Origin of the sequence: Shewanella sp. NKUCC06_TVS (assembly GCF_019345515.1) — a bacterium.
In the GTDB taxonomy this organism is placed as follows: Bacteria; Pseudomonadota; Gammaproteobacteria; order Enterobacterales; family Shewanellaceae; genus Shewanella; species Shewanella oncorhynchi.
On the sequence record NZ_JAHKQX010000004.1, the window covers coordinates 322,012 to 340,103 of the forward strand.

General features: G+C 45.8%; 19 protein-coding genes, 1 tRNA gene and 3 rRNA genes. 14 read left to right on the plus strand and 9 right to left on the minus strand.

Going from position 1 to position 18,092, the window contains the following annotated elements; all coding sequences use genetic code 11:
- Window positions 1–105 precede the first annotated feature (105 nt).
- Window positions 106–1,026, plus strand: coding sequence for a manganese-dependent inorganic pyrophosphatase (locus tag KO531_RS06770; RefSeq protein WP_212600488.1), 921 nt, complete (start codon window positions 106–108; stop codon window positions 1,024–1,026).
- Window positions 1,027–1,236: 210 nt separating this feature from the next.
- Window positions 1,237–1,848, plus strand: coding sequence for a DedA family protein (locus KO531_RS06775; protein WP_219250708.1), 612 nt, complete (start codon window positions 1,237–1,239; stop codon window positions 1,846–1,848).
- Window positions 1,849–1,863: 15 nt separating this feature from the next.
- Here the strand turns inward: KO531_RS06775 and KO531_RS06780 are convergent, their stop codons facing one another.
- The 5 genes from KO531_RS06780 to KO531_RS06800 form a co-directional block, all read right to left on the minus strand.
- Window positions 1,864–2,088 (minus strand): DUF6500 family protein, encoded by a 225-nt coding sequence (locus KO531_RS06780; RefSeq protein WP_219250709.1) that lies wholly within the window; start codon window positions 2,086–2,088, stop codon window positions 1,864–1,866.
- A gap of 96 nt (window positions 2,089–2,184) precedes the next feature.
- Window positions 2,185–3,645: a thioesterase gene (locus KO531_RS06785; RefSeq protein ID WP_219250710.1), complete on the minus strand. Its 1,461-nt coding sequence runs from the start codon at window positions 3,643–3,645 to the stop codon at window positions 2,185–2,187.
- Between the two features lie 141 nt (window positions 3,646–3,786).
- Window positions 3,787–4,827: an MJ1255/VC2487 family glycosyltransferase gene (locus KO531_RS06790; RefSeq protein WP_105251217.1), complete on the minus strand. Its 1,041-nt coding sequence runs from the start codon at window positions 4,825–4,827 to the stop codon at window positions 3,787–3,789.
- A gap of 70 nt (window positions 4,828–4,897) precedes the next feature.
- Window positions 4,898–5,410 (minus strand): phosphatase PAP2 family protein, encoded by a 513-nt coding sequence (locus tag KO531_RS06795; RefSeq protein ID WP_105251216.1) that lies wholly within the window; start codon window positions 5,408–5,410, stop codon window positions 4,898–4,900.
- A gap of 414 nt (window positions 5,411–5,824) precedes the next feature.
- Window positions 5,825–6,073 carry a YgjV family protein gene (locus tag KO531_RS06800; RefSeq protein ID WP_113940145.1) on the minus strand — a complete coding sequence of 83 codons (249 nt, stop codon included), beginning with the start codon at window positions 6,071–6,073 and terminating at the stop codon, window positions 5,825–5,827.
- 324 nt (window positions 6,074–6,397) lie between these two features.
- Here KO531_RS06800 and rraA point away from each other — a divergent pair, with 324 nt between their 5' ends.
- The 12 genes from rraA (at window position 6,398) to hemB (ending at window position 17,175) form a co-directional block, all read left to right on the plus strand.
- On the plus strand, window positions 6,398–6,883 hold the full coding sequence (rraA, locus tag KO531_RS06805; protein WP_105251214.1) for a ribonuclease E activity regulator RraA: 486 nt from the start codon (window positions 6,398–6,400) through the stop codon (window positions 6,881–6,883).
- Between the two features lie 129 nt (window positions 6,884–7,012).
- Entirely contained in the window at window positions 7,013–8,077 is a 1,065-nt protein-coding gene (locus KO531_RS06810; protein ID WP_219250711.1) for a formimidoylglutamase, read from the plus strand.
- A 245-nt stretch (window positions 8,078–8,322) separates the two neighbouring features.
- Entirely contained in the window at window positions 8,323–9,078 is a 756-nt protein-coding gene (gene ubiE, locus KO531_RS06815) for a bifunctional demethylmenaquinone methyltransferase/2-methoxy-6-polyprenyl-1,4-benzoquinol methylase UbiE (protein ID WP_006083326.1), read from the plus strand.
- Window positions 9,078–9,704 (plus strand): SCP2 sterol-binding domain-containing protein, encoded by a 627-nt coding sequence (locus KO531_RS06820; protein ID WP_219250712.1) that lies wholly within the window; start codon window positions 9,078–9,080, stop codon window positions 9,702–9,704. Before ubiE ends, KO531_RS06820 begins: the two co-directional genes overlap by 1 nt.
- A complete protein-coding gene (ubiB, locus tag KO531_RS06825) occupies window positions 9,701–11,350 on the plus strand; it encodes a ubiquinone biosynthesis regulatory protein kinase UbiB (protein ID WP_219250713.1) in 1,650 nt (549 codons plus the stop codon). Before KO531_RS06820 ends, ubiB begins: the two co-directional genes overlap by 4 nt.
- Window positions 11,351–11,409: 59 nt before the next feature.
- The gene (tatA, locus tag KO531_RS06830; protein ID WP_006083329.1) at window positions 11,410–11,649 is read left to right on the plus strand and encodes a Sec-independent protein translocase subunit TatA; all 240 of its coding nucleotides are present in this window, start codon (window positions 11,410–11,412) and stop codon (window positions 11,647–11,649) included.
- A gap of 6 nt (window positions 11,650–11,655) precedes the next feature.
- Complete coding sequence (gene tatB / locus KO531_RS06835) at window positions 11,656–12,144, plus strand: Sec-independent protein translocase protein TatB (RefSeq protein ID WP_219250714.1); 489 nt, start codon at window positions 11,656–11,658, stop codon at window positions 12,142–12,144.
- A gap of 3 nt (window positions 12,145–12,147) precedes the next feature.
- Window positions 12,148–12,900, plus strand: a complete 753-nt coding sequence (gene tatC / locus KO531_RS06840; protein WP_168825778.1) for a twin-arginine translocase subunit TatC — start codon at window positions 12,148–12,150, stop codon at window positions 12,898–12,900.
- A 45-nt stretch (window positions 12,901–12,945) separates the two neighbouring features.
- A complete protein-coding gene (locus KO531_RS06845; protein WP_219250715.1) occupies window positions 12,946–13,476 on the plus strand; it encodes a hypothetical protein in 531 nt (176 codons plus the stop codon).
- Window positions 13,476–14,279 (plus strand): TatD family hydrolase, encoded by an 804-nt coding sequence (locus KO531_RS06850; protein ID WP_219250716.1) that lies wholly within the window; start codon window positions 13,476–13,478, stop codon window positions 14,277–14,279. Before KO531_RS06845 ends, KO531_RS06850 begins: the two co-directional genes overlap by 1 nt.
- The gene (locus KO531_RS06855) at window positions 14,272–16,158 is read left to right on the plus strand and encodes a diguanylate cyclase (protein ID WP_219250717.1); all 1,887 of its coding nucleotides are present in this window, start codon (window positions 14,272–14,274) and stop codon (window positions 16,156–16,158) included. Before KO531_RS06850 ends, KO531_RS06855 begins: the two co-directional genes overlap by 8 nt.
- 9 nt (window positions 16,159–16,167) lie before the next feature.
- Window positions 16,168–17,175 (plus strand): porphobilinogen synthase, encoded by a 1,008-nt coding sequence (gene hemB / locus KO531_RS06860; protein WP_105251204.1) that lies wholly within the window; start codon window positions 16,168–16,170, stop codon window positions 17,173–17,175.
- Between the two features lie 253 nt (window positions 17,176–17,428).
- Here hemB and rrf (KO531_RS06865) read toward each other — a convergent pair.
- The 4 genes from rrf (KO531_RS06865) to KO531_RS06880 form a co-directional block, all read right to left on the minus strand.
- Window positions 17,429–17,544 (minus strand): 5S ribosomal RNA (gene rrf, locus KO531_RS06865).
- A 37-nt stretch (window positions 17,545–17,581) separates the two neighbouring features.
- Window positions 17,582–17,657, minus strand: a tRNA-Thr gene (locus KO531_RS06870).
- 38 nt (window positions 17,658–17,695) lie between these two features.
- Window positions 17,696–17,811 (minus strand): 5S ribosomal RNA (rrf, locus tag KO531_RS06875).
- A gap of 188 nt (window positions 17,812–17,999) precedes the next feature.
- Window positions 18,000–18,092: ribosomal RNA gene (locus tag KO531_RS06880) — 23S ribosomal RNA — on the minus strand; the annotation flags it as partial.

Sequence of the window (18,092 nt, forward strand, 5' to 3'; positions counted from 1 at the left end):
TTAGAGAAATAGCAACTGAAGAGCGCAGTGATATGCGCTTTGGCTATTTCCGATTAAAGCCAAATATTGCTAAAATTGTCACAAATTTAAAGGAGAGTCCCTGAAATGCCCATTTACGTTGTCGGTCACAAGATCCCCGATTCAGATTCAATCTGCGGTGCTATCGCATTAGCCTATTTAAAAAACCAAATCGGTGAAGAAGCCATTGCCGCACGTTTAGGTGAATTGTCACCAGAAACCGCTTTTATTTTGGAACGTTTCGGCTTCGAAGCTCCAGAATACAAAACCAGCTACGCTGGTGAGCAAGTGTATATCGTTGACCATTCAGAACTGACTCAAGCACCGGATGATATCGCCCAAGCGACTATCGTCGGGATTGTCGATCACCACAAACTTGGCGATCTGACCACAGATACCCCGTTAGAATGCTGGATCCGCCCAGTGGGTTGCAGCAACACAGTGATCAAGATGATGTTCGACTTTTACCAAGTCGCTATCCCTAAAAATATCGCTGGCATCATGATGTGCGCCATTCTGAGCGATACCGTGATTTTCAAATCACCGACTTGCACCACTGCAGACATTCGCTGCGTTGAAGCATTAGCTGAGATCGCCGGCGTTGAAGATTTCAAAGAACTGGGCATGGAAATGTTCAAAGTGAAATCCGCCGTACAAGGCACACCAGCACGCGACTTAGTAATGCGTGACTTTAAAGACTTCAACATGAACGGTAACTTGGTCGGTATCGGCCAGTTAGAAGTGATCGACCTGTCAGTATTTGACGATATCAAGGCCGAGCTAGAAGCCGATATCAAAGCACTGAAAGTGGAAGGTAACCGCCACAGCGTTTTATTGCTGCTGACTGACATCATGAAAGAAGGTTCAGAGTTGTTGATTGTGTCTGACGATGCGGAGCTGACCCAACGTGCCTACGGTAAAGATACCGTCGATGGCAAAGTCTGGTTAGACGGCGTATTAAGCCGTAAGAAACAAGTAGTACCACAGCTACAAGCAGCATTCGCCTAGTCGCTTTATCGTCGCGACTGTAGTACAGGTATTAAGGCCGAACTGAGTTCGGCCTTTTTTATATTTCAGGTAAAAACTGCCCCCCTGCGTAACGCCTATTCACCGCCACTAACTAAAACTGGCATGAAACTTTGCTCATAAATCTATCCAGCCAGAGAAGTTGGCGAGTATGATGGGCCAATCGTCACACTGATTTGATCACTTTCATCTATGCCAGAAGCGCTACAACATATCATCACCGAACTCACGCCTTGGCTGCAGCAATATGGTTATGTTCTGCTATTTGTCGCGATTGCTGTCGAGGGTTTTGGCATTCCGGCGCCAGGACAATCCTTATTAATTGTCGCCAGTTTATTAGCCGCTACAGGGCAAATGTCACTGTCATTAGTATTAATCGTCGCAGTTTGCGCTGCACTCTGCGGTAACAGCTTGGGATATTTTATCGGTTGGCGCTTTGGTGATGTGTTGCTTAAGAAGGGTTGGATAAAACCGCAATTGGAAAACAAAATCCATGGCGTTATTGGCCAATATGGCATTGCCGCTTTAGTGCTGAGTCGTTTTGTTGAGGGATTAAAACAATTTATGTTTATCGGCTGCGGTCTCGCTAAAATGCCACTAAAACAATTTGTGATTGGCAATGCTCTCGCCACCAGCATTTGGGTGGCACTCTTTGGATTAGGCCCAGTGTTAATCCGCGATGAAATCGCTCCCATGCTGGCGTTTTACCACCAGCATAAGTACCCCACATGGGCCATGGTCAGCCTAATACTCGCCGCACTAATCACTTTTACTTGGCGCAGGTGGCAAACCAAAAATCCGTAGTAACAGCTTTAGAGTCTATTCTTCCGATTCCTTTTGGATTATCTCTATCACCTTATGAGCCTTAACAAAATGGTCTAAGCGATGAGTTTGAATCCACCAAGTCGCCGCTTCCATAAGCAACTCTGGATCATCATTTTTGTTCGCAAAGAAAGCGTAAAATGAGAGGCCGACATTATCACCTTGAGTCTCAATTTTTTTATGACAAACAGTGATGATTTTTGCTCTTAACTCAGCTCTCATATTGACTCATAAAGTTTATTCACCAGCTTATTATCTATTTTCAATGAGATACAACACTAGATGTATCGCCTATCACTTACTCCGTACAGCTACAGATCACTTTATGCCTTCAGTCTCAACCTTAGGCTGAGGCTCTGCGCCGTCGTTTGGCTTAGCCTCAGGCTTTGATTCCGGCGCTTTAATTGGCGCGGGTGGCGCCTCAGTCGCAGCAGGCTTATCTTGTTCCTGTGATACGTTTGGCTCCTGCAATGGTGCATTAACCTTAGGTGTAGGTGAGCTTTGCTCTTCAGGTAAAGGCTCGACAATAATCACTGGCTCTTGTGGCACAGGCGTTTCACCTTCGGTAGATGTTGCAGCTTCTGACTCTGGCGCTAAGGTGCCGAGATCTTGGTTCGCTGGGCTTTCCACCGCATGTTTAGGTAATTGATTTCGATATAAATCAATCATACGCATCACCTCAGACAAGGCTTTACCATGCTCTGGAGTGAGAATGCCATTGTGCCCAGAGACGATTTCGTCAGACACGGCCAGTACCCATACGGCTTGCATATTGGCATCGGGGCAGGTTTGCACGGTACGACGAGCCTGCAGGCGAGCACGAATTTTCCAGCCCGATTGAGGCAGCGTCATCATACAGCCAGGGATTTGATCGTGCGCCATCAAGGCCGAAGGCATCTTCATTGGCGTGGTGCAATTGCCACCAGAGCATTTGTCAATATCGTGAGTAATAGCCCAAGAGTTCCCGACAGCGCGCTCGCCGTCCTTGATGTAATTGAAGGCTTCTTTTACTGCAAAATCCCCCTTCGATTGCAACACCACCATACTCGGTTTTTGTCTATCTAAGCTCACCAACGTATCTAATGGCTGATACTCTTTAGCAGGTACGGCGGGATTTAACAGTAAGAATAAATTAGGATTATCCTGCTGATTATCAATGGCGGCTTTGATGCGATCTTTACTCGCATGCAAAACAACAGCACCGCCAAGACTATGGCCAATCACAGTGTAACGCAGCAGTTTATGCTGTGTTACTAAGCTATCAAGCTTATCCAGCAGCTGTGATAGACCTAACTGCCCGATACGTTTAGCAACCCGTTTACGCTGTAAAATAGTAGGAAAATCTAAGGGTTCTATCCAACTTTTTGCATCATCTGAGCCATCGATCCAAAAAGGATCGTATTTATCGCCCCGCCAGCCAATATACAAACCCAACAAGTTGCGCTGGGTATCGGACGCGGCCATTTGCTGATAAAACTGCTCAAAGGCAATAAAGTTTTCATCCTTAGGCTCAGCGCTATGATGCCAGCCATGGACAAAAATCAATAATTCAGGGATCTGTGCAGGCTCTGGGTGTAAAATTCGCGTCTCTAAACCTTGCCATTGCCTTTCGTCGTGGGGCTGACCTTTATCATTAAACTCAATCACATGAAAATTTTGCTTAGCGATATCAGGGCCGGGTATGTGGTAAGCCTGATCTGGAATAAAAGGAAGTAAGACACAAAGTAATAACAACATTAAAAACAGTAACTTGTACTGAGTAAACTTTTTCAGGCTCATTTATAACAACATAACTAACGGCCAGGCTAGGCCAAAATAGACGTGCTGAAAGGGACTAACAGCAAAATTGACGAAATTATACGCTAACGCCATTAAGCCAGCTAGTGCCTAAGTTGCTTTTCATCTAAACAGCAACGCTGTTTAACGCCAAGTATCGGGAAGCGTGACTTGGCTCCATAACTCTTGGCACAGCGGCTGACTATTGTGCCAGTCGCCGCCGTTAATCCATTTAACCAGCGTATCCCCCACCTTTGGATATGCAATTGGATTAGGTGATGCCGTTTTAAGCCAGCGCTTAACTATGTTCACATCGAGACTCATCATACTATCTGCAGCCGCTAAAAGTTGTAACGCCGCCACATTCGATAACTGCTCAAACTGGCCAATCAGTGGTTTGACTAAGAGTTTTTTACCTAAGGTTAATGCTTCGCTGGCAAGCTCAAAGCCCGCATTGCCTATCACACCACCGCAGCTGGCAAGATGTTGCTTAAACCCCTCACGATTAAAACCGTGCCATTTAATGTGCTCAGCAACTTGGCCTTTAGGTTGTTGGCTGTGATATACCAAAAACTGATAATCACTAAAATGAGACAGAAAATGAGCAATCATATCCGCATCTTCAAAAGGCAAATAAACTAAAATCTGATGCGTGTGTTCGAATGGGCTGGCATCCACTTCGACAAAAGGCGGCAAAATAGGGAAGCCAAAATGATGCCAATGACACCCCAGCGCCACATCCACTGGTGCAAAATAATTGAGCAGCATCTCATTAAACCAAGTGCTACCGAGTTTTGGCACCGGATGAGTTAACGCCGCCTGATGGCTAATCCCAATGGATGGCACGCCTTGGCGCCGCGCAGCCCAAGCCGACACAGGTTCAAAGTCGTTGAGTACTAAATCATAGCAACTGAGATCTAAGGCTTTAATATCTTTAAATAACGACAAGGACAAATTTTGTCGGACAGTTTGTGGCACATTCACGCGCCCGGAGTGCGTCGCAAACGTCATTCCCGCTTGAACGCGATAATCACCAAAGCACTCCATATCGAAAAACTGATCAGGCTTGCGTCCCGAAAATAGAAAGTCCACTTCAATATCTTGTTTCATCAATGCTTTAGCCATGACGCGTGCACGACTTAAGTGGCCATTCCCTGTGCCTTGAACTCCGTAGAGTATTCGCATTACGTATCCTTAAACTGATGAGTGAAGGAGAATTCCCACTAATGAAATGATTAACAGGCGCATATTTGAATTAAATCACTGGATGAACCAGCAATACCGACCCAATCCCCAATGAGGCTCCCGCCAGAATATCTAAGGGATAATGCACGCCAAGTGCAATACGTGAGCCCCCTATGCTAAAAGCCCATAAATACGCCACAGGAGCCGCAGCTGGATAGATTTGCGCCACGCTCGTTGCCATCACAAAGGCCGCAGCTGTATGACCAGACGGTAAGCTGAAGCGATCCGATGGTTCAAAACCACTCTCAAATCCCACTAATGCATGGCATGGCCGTGTGCGACGAATACTATTTTTCAATAATAAATACAGAGGTAACTCAACCAAAAAACTCGCTAACATCAAATTAAATAGAGCCTGTCCTTGAGCGTGCGTCAGCATCAAACCCACGGACAAATATAAATACACATGCCCATCGCCACTCGCTGATACCCGCTTTGCATGGGCATATAAACCATGGTGCTGGGTGAAGCTCACGATATGGCAAAACATTCGCTTATCTAAGTCTGCAACGTAACTCAACATAAAACAGGCTCCTTGCTGGCATACCAGCGAGTTTTACTGCGATGTTAATCTGTGCATTCTCTCGACGACGCTTAGAGTGCTTAGTCTGCAACCAACCGACTCACCAAAGCTCTATTCACGATTGAATTCGTTATTGACTGCTCACGACTAATTTACTGTTTGCTAATAGTTAAACCTAAATCACATTAGCTAAAGCACTATTAGATAGCTTGAGACTAAGAAAGACCTGTGACGGCTAAGTGACATCTGCTCGAAGGTTTTATGACAAGAAGCATGGCTGAGGTTTTGATCTAGAAGGATTCTAGGGACGTTATGCTGGGGCTAAGGGATTTATTTAGGAATAGCGATAGGACTGAGACAGGATATTGTGTTGCTCTAAACGTTAATCTCAAGAGCAACACAATCCAATAAAACTTAGGCTGCGGCGGGAGTATTTGCCTTAGCACGGTAAATTTTTGTCAAATGGTAAATATTAATACAAGCAACAAACGCATTCATGCCGGCCACAGGCCAAGCAGAAATAAACACCCCATAAACCACAAACAGAGTGCATCCTACAAAATTCAACCATCGCAACCAAATGATATTCTTCATCATTAGAGAGATCGCCACCATTATAGAGGCAAAATAACCAATAATTTCAATCGTATTTACAGCTTCCATAGGCACCTCTCGAAGGCCCTCTACCGTCCATAAGCGTAACGGGGGGTCCATGCCCCTAAAGCAAATTAAGTTAAGTAAGTTAATTTAAACTTGAGATATAATACCAAAGTGCGCAACAGAGTTGTAATAAAAAACCGTTATTTAATGACCAATATCAAGTTTTACCGAATAAATTCTATAGTGTGACGAAAATTTACTACAGATGTGTTAACAGCCAAGTGGCAACAATACCGTGATTGATAACACTTTTCTTTTCAATAATCCCTTTTATACTGGCGTAAACTCGCTAAACTGTACGCAACGCGGATCAATAGGAGTGTAAATATGGAATACAACACCTCAGAACTATGTGACATGTACTTAGATGTCGTAGATGTAGTCGAGCCCATGTTCAGTAACTACGGTGGTTGTAGCTCTTTTGGCGGTTCTATTAGCACCATCAAGTGCTTTGAAGACAACGGCCTAATTACCGAAGTCCTACAAGAGGATGGCCAAGGTAAAGTCTTACTCATTGATGGCGGTGGCTCATTACGCCGTGCGCTGATCGATGGTGCTATCGCTGAACTTGCGGTCAGCAACAACTGGGAAGGCATTATCGTTTACGGTTCTGTACGCGATGTGGATGCATTGGAAGAGTTAGACATTGGTATTCAAGCCCTTGCCTCTATTCCAGTGGGTGCTGATGGCAATTCAGTGGGCGAAGTGGAAATTCCAGTCAATTTTGGCGGTGTGACTTTCTTACCCGGTGATCACATTTATGCTGATAACACAGGTGTAATTTTATCACCTGAACCACTCGACATTGAGTAATCTCACTGTTCACTCAAGAAAGCCAGCTAAGCTGGCTTTTTTATTCACTATTTTCAGCGTTTCCCCATTGAATCCTCGCCCTACTCTGGCCACAATAGCTCGACTCTGGCCGAATAAGAATATCAATCTATGCCTGAATTTATTCCTTTTACCCATACCGATATCGCCTCACTCGTCAGCCCAAGAACTGGCGAAACTAAGCTAGGCCAATGCGTCCATCTGGCCAATCACGAACACACGTTAGAGACCATACTCGCGACTGCAAAAGCCCACGGGGCAAGCTTTGCCATTATCGGCGTTGGTGAAGATATAGGCCCACGTGCCAATTTAGGCCGCGGCGGTGCAACCGATGCGTTCACAACCAGTATGCGCCAATGGCTCAATTTACAATCGAATCGTTTTCTTTCTGGCGCCGAATGCCTAGTGTTAGGCCAAGTGAACACCGCCGATCTGCAGCAACAAACTACGAGCAATACAACAGCTAACAGTGACGTCACCTTAGATGAATTACGTGATGCGGTGGAGCAACTCGATGAGCGCGTGATCCGCATCGTCAGTGCGATTTTAAAAGCGGGTTTAGAACCCATACTCATAGGCGGCGGCCACAACAATGCCTATGGTTTGTTGATGGCAACCTACGGCCACTACCAACGCCAAGTCGCCGCGGTGAATCTTGACCCTCATTCGGATTTTCGTCTGCTCGAAGGTCGTCACAGCGGCAATGGCTTTAGTTACGCAGCCGATCGCGGCGCCTTAGGTTGCTACCATGTACTGGGTTTACACGAGTTAAAAAACAGCGAAGCAAACCTAAGCCAACTCAGCGAATTTGGGGGAACTTGGCATAGCTTGCAACAAATTTGGATTCGCCGTGAAATCAGCCTTAGCCAAGCTTTACTTGAAATCGCCGCCAAACTAAATGACACAGGTTTACCCGTAGGATTAGAACTTGACGTAGATGCTATCGCTAAAATGCCCAGTAGCGCTTCAACCGCTGCAGGTGTGCCATTGCTCGATGCGGCGCATTATGTCAGTTATATCGCTCGCCACTGCCCATGTGCTTATTTGCATTTAGCCGAGGCTGCACCAAGTTGCCACGAAGCTGGGATTGAAGCCGGTTTTAGGGATGTTGGCCAAAGCCTAAGCGAGCTTATCTACGCTTATGTGCAGGCTCGCATGCAATTTTTGGCACAATGAATATCACCAGTTGCACCCAACTGGGCGCTAAGCTATTCACCAAATCCTGATATTGTGGTCTAATGCCAGTCCATTTTACGTGGTCGCTAAGCACTTAATCCTACGACTGTTCAGGAGTGCCTCAAGCTAAGGCATTGCAGTTAGTTTACTAGCTCGATCACAGAGTGATAGATCAAAGATTCAGCAAATGCAGGCGATGGCTTACACTCGCAACTAATACATTGCAAAACAATAGGAACACATTGATGTCTGAGGGCGAATCTAAAAGTACCCACTTTGGTTACAAAACCGTAGAGGCCGATAAAAAGGCTGAACTCGTTGCCGGCGTGTTTCATTCTGTTGCCGCTAAGTACGACATAATGAACGATGTGATGTCCTTCGGCATTCACCGATTTTGGAAACGTTACACCATTGAAGTCTCTGGCGCCCGCCCTGGCATGAAAGTGCTCGATTTGGCCGGCGGCACAGGCGACTTAACTGCAAAATTCTCTCACTTAGTGGGCGATAAAGGTGAAGTGGTTTTAGCGGACATTAACGATTCCATGTTAAAAGTCGGGCGCACTAAGTTGCGCGACAAGGGCATAGTCAACAATGTCAGTTATGTGCAAGCCAACGCCGAAGCACTGCCGTTTCCCGATAACCACTTCGACATCATTACCATCGCCTTTGGTCTGCGTAACGTGACCGATAAAGATGCGGCGCTGCGTTCAATGAATCGCGTGCTTAAGCCTGGTGGCAAGTTATTAGTGCTAGAGTTCTCTAAGCCTCAGCATGAAATTATGCGTAAAGTGTATGATTTATATAGCTTCAAAGTCTTACCTAAGATGGGCGAGCTCATCACTAAAGATGCCGACAGCTACGAGTATCTGGCTGAATCGATCCGCATGCACCCAGATCAAGACACATTAAAACAAATGATGGTTGATGCAGGCTTTGAACAAGTCGACTACACCAACATGACCGACGGCATTGTCGCATTGCACCGTGGTTATAAATTCTAATGATGCCGCAAGAAGTTGTGCTGCTTGCCTGCGCCGCAATTGAAACGGGTCTGAAAAAACTTCAGGCCCAAGCGGGCGACGATTATTCGCGCCAGCGCCAGCGCCAGTTGCATGGCAAAGTGTTTCGTATCCAATTATCGCAGCTCAGCTGGCCATTCTATTTAGTGTTTGCCAAAGAGATCCAAGTACTGAGCCGCTATGAAGGCGATGTTGATGTCAGTCTACATGCCGATGCGACGACGCTTTACCGCGTGTCCGAAGGCGCCAACCTAACTGAACTAATCAAGCAAGATAAACTCAAGCTTGAGGGCGATCTCAATTTATTACAAAGCTTTAGCCAATATCTACGCGGTATCGAGTTTGACTTTGCCGAGCCAGTTTCCCGTTATTTAGGTGATGGTCCCACTCACAAACTCATCTGTTCTAGCCATCTGGCAAAAGACTTTGCACTCGAAGTGTTGCGTAAAACCCGCTCCCACTTAGGGCAACTCGCAGTTGAAGAGTATCGCCTCGCACCGCACCCAATTGAGTTAATGCACTTTCGCGATCAAATGGATGATTTAGTTGCCGATACTCGCGCGATTGAACAACGGATTGCCCAATTAAGAGACCAAATTAAGCCATGACCTTTGCCAGTATCCGCCGCGGTTACCACGTCATCAAGACCTTACTTCAGTACGGGTTAGATGACGTATTGCCGCCAAAGATGACACCTTGGTACTTCAAGCTCGCCCGTAACAGCCTATTCTGGATCCGCAATAAGCATAAAAATAAGCCCGGTGGCGAACGCTTAAAACTGGCGATGCAGGAACTCGGCCCCGTTTATATCAAGCTTGGGCAAATGCTCTCAACCCGCCGCGATTTACTCAGCGATGAATGGGCCAGTGAATTGGCCATGCTACAGGACAAGGTGCCGCCCTTTGATGGTGCACTTGCCCGCCAAGCGATTGAAGCTGAGCTAAAAGCGCCGATTGAATCGCTATTCGATGACTTTAATGAAACGCCACTGGCCTCAGCCTCTATTTCTCAGGTGCATACCGCGACCCTCAAATCTAACGGCAAAGACGTCGTACTTAAGGTGCTACGCCCGAATGTAGAAGCCAAGATTCAAGCCGATCTGCAGTTGATGTCGCAAACGGCCAAACTGATTGAATACCTCCTCGGTGAAGGTAACCGCTTGCGCCCTGCTGAAGTGATCGAAGATTACCGCGTGACCATTTTAGGCGAGTTAAACCTTAAGCTCGAAGCCTTAAACGCAGTCAAGCTACGCAACAACTTCCTCAACTCAGATGCGCTCTATGTGCCTTATGTGTATGAAGAGTTTTGCTATCCACGCCTGATGGTGATGGAACGTATTTACGGTATTTCTGTCTCGGATATTACCGCCCTTAAAGCGCAAGGTACCAACTTTAAGTTATTGGCCGAGCGGGGTGTTGAACTATTTTTTACCCAAGTATTCCGCGATAACTTTTTCCACGCCGACATGCATCCGGGCAATATCTTTATTTCCCGCGATCATCCTGAGAACCCATACTACATTGGGCTCGACTGCGGCATCATGGGCACACTCAGCGAAGTCGATAAGCGCTATCTCGCCGAAAATTTCCTCGCCTTCTTTAATCGCGATTATCACAGAATTGCCCAGCTCTATATTGAGTCTGGCTGGGTATCGGAAAAAACCGATCTACAAGCTTTCGAACAGGCCATCAAAGTGGTGTGTGAACCTATGTTCAACAAGCCGCTCGACGAAATTTCCTTTGGTCATGTGTTACTGGAATTATTCCGCACTGCGCGCCACTTCGATATCGTGGTGCAACCGCAATTGGTATTGTTGGAAAAAACCTTACTCTACATCGAAGGCTTAGGCCGTCAGCTGTATCCGCAGTTGGATTTATGGCAAACCGCCAAACCCTTTTTAGAGCAGTGGATGGCCGACCAAGTCGGTCCTAAAGCTATGTTTAAAAAGGTATCCACAAAACTGCCATATTGGGCTGATAAACTACCTGAATTCCCTGAACTAATTTACGATAATCTTAAGTTAGGCAGGAAATTGCTGAGTTCTCAGCAACAAATGCTAGATAAGTATTTGAAATACCAGCAGCAGGCACACAAGAGTAACTACTTGCTTATCACTTCTGCCGTTTTATTGATCTGTGGCACGTTATTGATTAATAGAGACGCTACACTATGGACCCCTTATGTTTGTCTAATTTCAGGCATGATATTGTGGTTTGTAGGATGGCGATCTAGGCCAAAGAATCGCAAATTTTAGCTAGCACTAATTAATCAGAGGTTCATAATAGAACCGATATCAATTAAGAGGATACCTTCATGGGTGGTATTAGTATTTGGCAACTGCTTATCGTTGCGTTAATCGTTGTCTTGTTGTTTGGAACTAAGAAATTACGCTCTTTGGGTGGTGATTTAGGTGGTGCGGTTAAAGGCTTCAAAAACGCCATGTCTTCAGAAGAAGACAAGAAGGCATTAGAAGACACCGAAGCGGCTAAAACAGCGCAAACAACTCAACAGGCGACTGAAAAGAAACCTGAGTCTAACAAAGAACAGGCGTAACTCTTTATGTTTGACGGTATCGGCTTTATGGAGCTGCTGCTGATCGGTGTTTTGGGGCTAGTGGTTCTTGGCCCCGAACGTCTACCGGTTGCGGTGCGTTCGGTAACGAGTTGGATCCGTGCGATGAAACGCATGGCGAACTCGGTAAAAGAAGAACTTGAGCAGGAGCTGAAGATCGAGCAGTTGCATGCCGATCTTAAAAAAGCCGAGAGCAAAGGTTTATCTAACCTCTCACCTGAACTCAAAGAGTCTATTGAGCAACTAAAGCAAGCGGCGCAGTCAGTGAATCGCCCTTATCAAGTTCAGGATCCGTCAAAAGACACCCCTGCGCCTGAGAATCAAATTCACACTCCTGCTCAAGTGAATCCAGTTCAAGCTAGCCAAACTAATCCAACAGCCACTGTAGAGGCGAGTCAAACATCGGCTTCTCCCGCTACGCCAAGTGAGCCATCTCAGGGCGTGGATACCAGTTCTAACCCGAAAGCCAACGGATAATTCATGTCGCAACAGCAGCCACTTATCAGCCATTTGCTTGAACTTAGGTCCAAGCTGCTAAAATCCATTGCCAGTGTGTTATTAGTGTTCATTTGTAGTGTGTACTGGGCAAATGATATCTACCACTACATGGCAATACCTTTAATGCAGTCTTTACCTCTTGGTGGCAGCATGATTGCGACGGATGTCGCTGCACCATTTTTTGCACCTTTCAAACTAACCCTCGTTTTATCATTTTTTGTGGCAGTGCCCTACGTGTTATTTCAAATTTGGTCCTTCGTGGCACCGGGTTTATATAAACATGAAAAACGCTTAGTGATGCCACTGCTATTCAGCAGTACCTTATTGTTTTATCTCGGTATTGCATTTGCTTATTATCTTGTATTCCCTGTTGTTTTTGGTTTTTTTGCTAACAATGCGCCAGAGGGAGTTCAAGTTGCGACAGATATTACCAGTTACCTTAACTTCATTCTGAAGCTATTCTTTGCCTTCGGTCTATCCTTTGAAATCCCCATTGCCGTTGTTTTACTCTGCTGGTCAGGTGTCACTACACCTGAAGATCTCAAGCAAAAACGTCCTTACATCATAGTGGGCGCCTTTGTCGTCGGCATGCTATTAACCCCACCGGATGTGATTTCCCAGACTATGCTTGCTGTACCAATGCTGTTATTGTTCGAAGGCGGTTTATTAGCGGCTCGTTTCTACAGCAAACCAGATGACGAGTCAGACGAAGAGACTGAACAAACAAACGACTAACGTCCTCGAAGGCGTTAGGGGAATAATATAATAAGGAACATTCTCATGCGCTTAACTCTTATCACGGCAGCGATCATGCTTGTATCTGTCCAAGCAAATGCCAGCATTGAACAGCAGTTAACCCAATGTGCAGCAACCGCCGATAAACTCGACCGCTTGATTTGCTATGACAAGCTAGCAGAAAGCGTAAAAGGCATGACACCTGACACCATTAACACTCAAGCGATACCGGCTACAGTAGCAACAGTTGCAGCCCCTACGACTGCAGCTGCGATAGTGGCAACCGCCCCCCAAGCACCAGCGGCAAAAATTGCCGATGACTTTGGGATGGAAGCCAAGCGTGCTCAAGAAAATACTGTCGATAAGATTTATTTAGAGATTCAATCTATAGCTGAAGATGCTTACGGAGCTATTAAAGTGACTTTCACTAACGGTCAGGTATGGAAACAAACTGATGGCCGTAAGTACAATGTTAAGCAAGGTGAAACTGTCTATATTGAAAAAGCCGCTTTAGGTTCTTTTTTAATGGGTACCGATGATCGCAATGCCAAGGTTCGGGTAAAACGCCTAAAATAATGCCCTCATACATAGATATCGCTGTCAATTTACTTGGCAGCGCACTCGAACAAGATACTGTATCGATAATACAAGCGGCGGCGGACCAAGGGGTTTCGCCGTTAATTGTTATTGGCAGCGATTTAACTGAAAGCGCGGCAGCCATTGCTGTATGCGAGCAATATCCTAACCAACTTTACTGCACTGCTGGTGTGCATCCCCACCATGCCAGTGGTTGGCATGATGGCTCAAACGCCCGACAAGCTGAACTCTGTCACGCACCGCAAGTGGTTGCCGTTGGTGAATGTGGTTTAGACTACAATCGTGATTTCTCCCCGAGACCTATCCAGCGCCAAGCTTTTATTGCCCAACTCGCCTTAGCCGTTGAACTGCAAATGCCAGTGCTAATGCACGAACGCGATGCCCACGAAGACTTTATTGCTATCCTGCGGGAATATCGCCCACAGCTTAGTGGCGCGCTTTTGCATTGTTTCACTGGCACTCACGCACAGATGGAAGCCTATATTGACCTCGATTTACACTTAGGCATAACAGGTTGGGTCTGCGATGAAAGACGCGGCCAAGAACTAGCGCAACTCGTTCCCTTTATTCCGCAGAATCGCATTTTAATCGAGACAGATAGCCCTTACCTACTCCCCCGTAGTATGCGGCCCAAACCTAAATCGAGCAAAAACAAGCCCGAATACCTTCCTTATATCGCAAATTATATTGCAAACCTACGCGGAGAAGATGCGGATGAGTTTGCAAAACGTTGCTACCAAAATAGCTTAGCGTTTTTTAATTTGGATCGAGTCCATGCTTAACAAAAACATGCCACTCATGCTCTTGCTGTGGCTATGGATATGCCCAACACAGGCCTTAGCAACCCTATTGAGCATTGACGAGTCAACCACGACACCTTTAAACCTTACGCCTTGGCTAATGGTCAGCCACCCTACACCAGCAAAAGAACTGGCCGAAATACAAGCTTTGCCAAAAACTGATTGGCATAACTTTACCAATAAAGACATTCAAAAACTCAGCGGCCATGATTTTTGGCTCAGTTTCAGCTTAACCAGCCCTGACGAAACACTTTCGCGCATTTTAGCGCTAGATAACCCTTTGTTAGACAAGGTAACTATCTACCATTTAGTCAATAATAAGCTCATGAATACTGTGCTGATGGGTGATATATTCCCCTATGAGGATCGACCATTCTTGAGCAATATTTTCCTATATCCTTTCAAGATCAACACAGATGACTCCCATACTTTCTATCTGCATATTCAAACTGAAGGTAGTGCTGCAGTACCATTAAACCTATGGTCTTCTAATGACTTAGCTCAAATTGCCGAATCTACAGCCGTTGAGCATGGATTCCAACTTGGTGTACTTGCCGCAATCGGCATTTTTAGTCTTTTTATCGCCATAGCATCGGGCTCATTCAGCTACAGCTATTACTCTGGCTATGTACTTAGCATGACCTTACTCGTTGCCACGATTAACGGTTTTGCCTTCCGATTCCTCTGGCCAGACTGGCCGCTATTGCAGCAAGTTATGGTGCCGTTTTTACTGCCAATCGTTATGGCATTTGCGTTAATGTTTACTGAAAAAATATTACAGCTCAAATATTTAAACCGCCGTATGTTACTCACTTGTCGCTATAGTGCTGTGTATATCCTCTGTGTGGGACTCGCCACACCATTTATCCAATATGGAACGGCGCTCTATATCGAGATCATTTCCGTTGCAGTACTCAGCCTAGTCCTGATGGTCTTTGCCATTACTCAGGCTATCAATGGCCATAAACTGGCACGTATGTACACTATTGGCTGGGTGAGTATGCTGACAGGCGCCTGCATCAGTAGCTTGCTTTATCTCAGCGTGATTGACCTCAATTTAAAACCGCAAACGCCTGTGATGCTTGGGCTGACTTTTGAAATTATCTTCATGTCTCTGGTGCTCGCCATCCGCTATAACGATGAGCGCAAAGCTAAACTACGTATCCAGCAAGAAGCCTTGAAACAAGCACAGAAAATTCGTAGTGCGCGGGAAGAAGCCCTAAAAGCGGAAGCCGAGAGCAATGAGAAACTCGAACAAATGGTACAAGAACGTACCTTAGAGCTTGAAATCACCCTCAGAGAATTGCATGAAGTAAACCAAAAACTCACTGAACAAAGCACTATCGACAGTTTAACTGGGGTCAAAAACCGCAGTGCCTTTGATAAACGTTTAATCGCTGAAAGCCGGATCAGTCGCAGGCAAGAAACTCCCATAGCACTGTTAATGCTTGATATAGATCGCTTCAAGCTGATCAACGACAGATTCGGTCATCTTGCAGGCGATCAAGCATTACGTACAATAGCTCAAACATTACAGCAGCATTTAAAACGGCCAACGGATCTAGTGTCACGTTTTGGGGGGGAGGAATTTGCTATCATCCTTCCTAATACAACTGCAGAAGGTGCTCTCCAAGTTGCTGAAACAATAAGAGACGCTGTTGCCTCTATTCATTTTGAATGGGAAGGTGAAGCGATACCTTTGACTATCAGTATCGGAGTCAGTGCCGATATAGTGACCCACGATCAACACAGTACTAAATTACTAGAACAAGCAGATAAAGCCCTCTACCAAGCCAAAAACGGTGGACGTAATCAAGTCAGCTTGTATTTGTCGGATCAAGCAAGACCAGTACCTAATTAGGAGTCAAATGTGAATATCATTACCAGTGCCTTCCCTCAGCGTAGAATGCGCCGCATGCGTAAACATGATTTTAGCCGTCGCCTCATGGCCGAAAATCATCTAACGGTCAATGACTTGATTTACCCAATGTTTATTCTAGAAGGCACTAATCGCAGTGAAAAAATAGCCTCTATGCCCGGTGTTGAGCGCTACTCGATAGACTTACTACTGAAAGAAGCTGAAGAACTGGTTGAGTTAGGTATCCCATTGATCGCACTTTTCCCTGTGACGCCTGCAGAGAAAAAAACATTAATGGCAGAAGAAGCCTATAACGCAGATGCCCTAGTGCAACGTGCAGTGCGCGAGCTCAAAAAAGCCTTTCCACAGCTAGGCATCATGACTGACGTGGCACTAGATCCTTTCACCACTCACGGTCAAGACGGCATCATAGACGAAACGGGTTATATCCTTAACGATATCACCACCGAGATTTTAGTGAAGCAAGCACTGTCACACGCCGATGCTGGAGCTGACATCATTGCACCATCGGACATGATGGATGGCCGTATTGGCGCGATTCGCCAAGCATTAGAAGCGGCAGGACACGTCAACACCCAAATAATGGCTTACTCGGCAAAATACTCTTCAAACTACTACGGTCCATTCCGTGATGCCGTAGGGTCAGCGGGTAACCTCAAAGGTGGAAATAAGCATAGCTATCAAATGGATCCAGCGAACAGTGACGAAGCTTTGCATGAAGTCGCACTCGATATCCAAGAAGGAGCCGATATGGTGATGGTTAAGCCAGGTATGCCGTATTTAGATATAGTGCATCGCGTTAAAACTGAACTTGCAGTACCAACATTCGCCTATCAAGTCAGTGGTGAATACGCCATGCATATGGCTGCAATCCAAAATGGATGGTTAGCAGAAAAAGCCATCGTCATGGAATCCCTACTCTGCTTTAAACGCGCAGGCGCAGACGGTATTTTAACTTACTTCGCTAAACGTGCTGCCCAGTGGCTTAAAGAAGCTTAAGCAACCTAATGCGAAAGTAATGCAAAAGCACCACCTCAAAGCAGCCTTCTGGCTGCTTTTTTTATCGATGAATAGTGCAAGAATCTGGAAGTAAAGCTTGTGTATTAAGGGGAAGAAAAGACTCGCCAACAAAGCTAATAGCAATACTTACAGTCGGCAGCATTGCTATTAGTGCAAAGAATGTTCAGATTACAGACGCAAAAAAGCCAGCTTATTCAGCTGGCTTTGTTACATCTCAATGAGATAATTAGGCGCTTGGCGATGACCTACTCTCACATGGGGAGACCCCACACTACCATCGGCGCGTTTGCGTTTCACTTCTGAGTTCGGGATGGGATCAGGTGGTTCCACAAGGCTATTGTCACCAAGCAAATTCTTTATTCTAGGATTAAACACTAGATTGTAATGGTGCTGATACCCAGAATCGAACTGGGGACCTCATCCTTACCAAGGATGCGCTCTACCGACTGAGCCATATCAGCAATTCTATACTAATCAATTAAGATTATTTAAATTAGGCGCTTGGCGATGACCTACTCTCACATGGGGAGACCCCACACTACCATCGGCGCGTTTGCGTTTCACTTCTGAGTTCGGGATGGGATCAGGTGGTTCCACAAGGCTATTGTCACCAAGCAAATTCTGTTTATTACCGTGTCCATCTCTGGACCACGTTAATAATAATTCGGAAAGCTGATTTTCTGTTGAGTCTTTAACTTTATCAAGTATCTGTATCCAGTCTAAGGCTTTTCGTACGACCTCCATGGAAGGAGGAAGTGCTAGAAAATGTCTGGAACATTTTCAGTAAAACCCATCTGGGTTGTATGGTTAAGCCTCTCGAGTCATTAGTACATGTTAGCTCAACGCCTCACAACGCTTACACACCATGCCTATCAACGTCCTAGTCTCGAACGGCT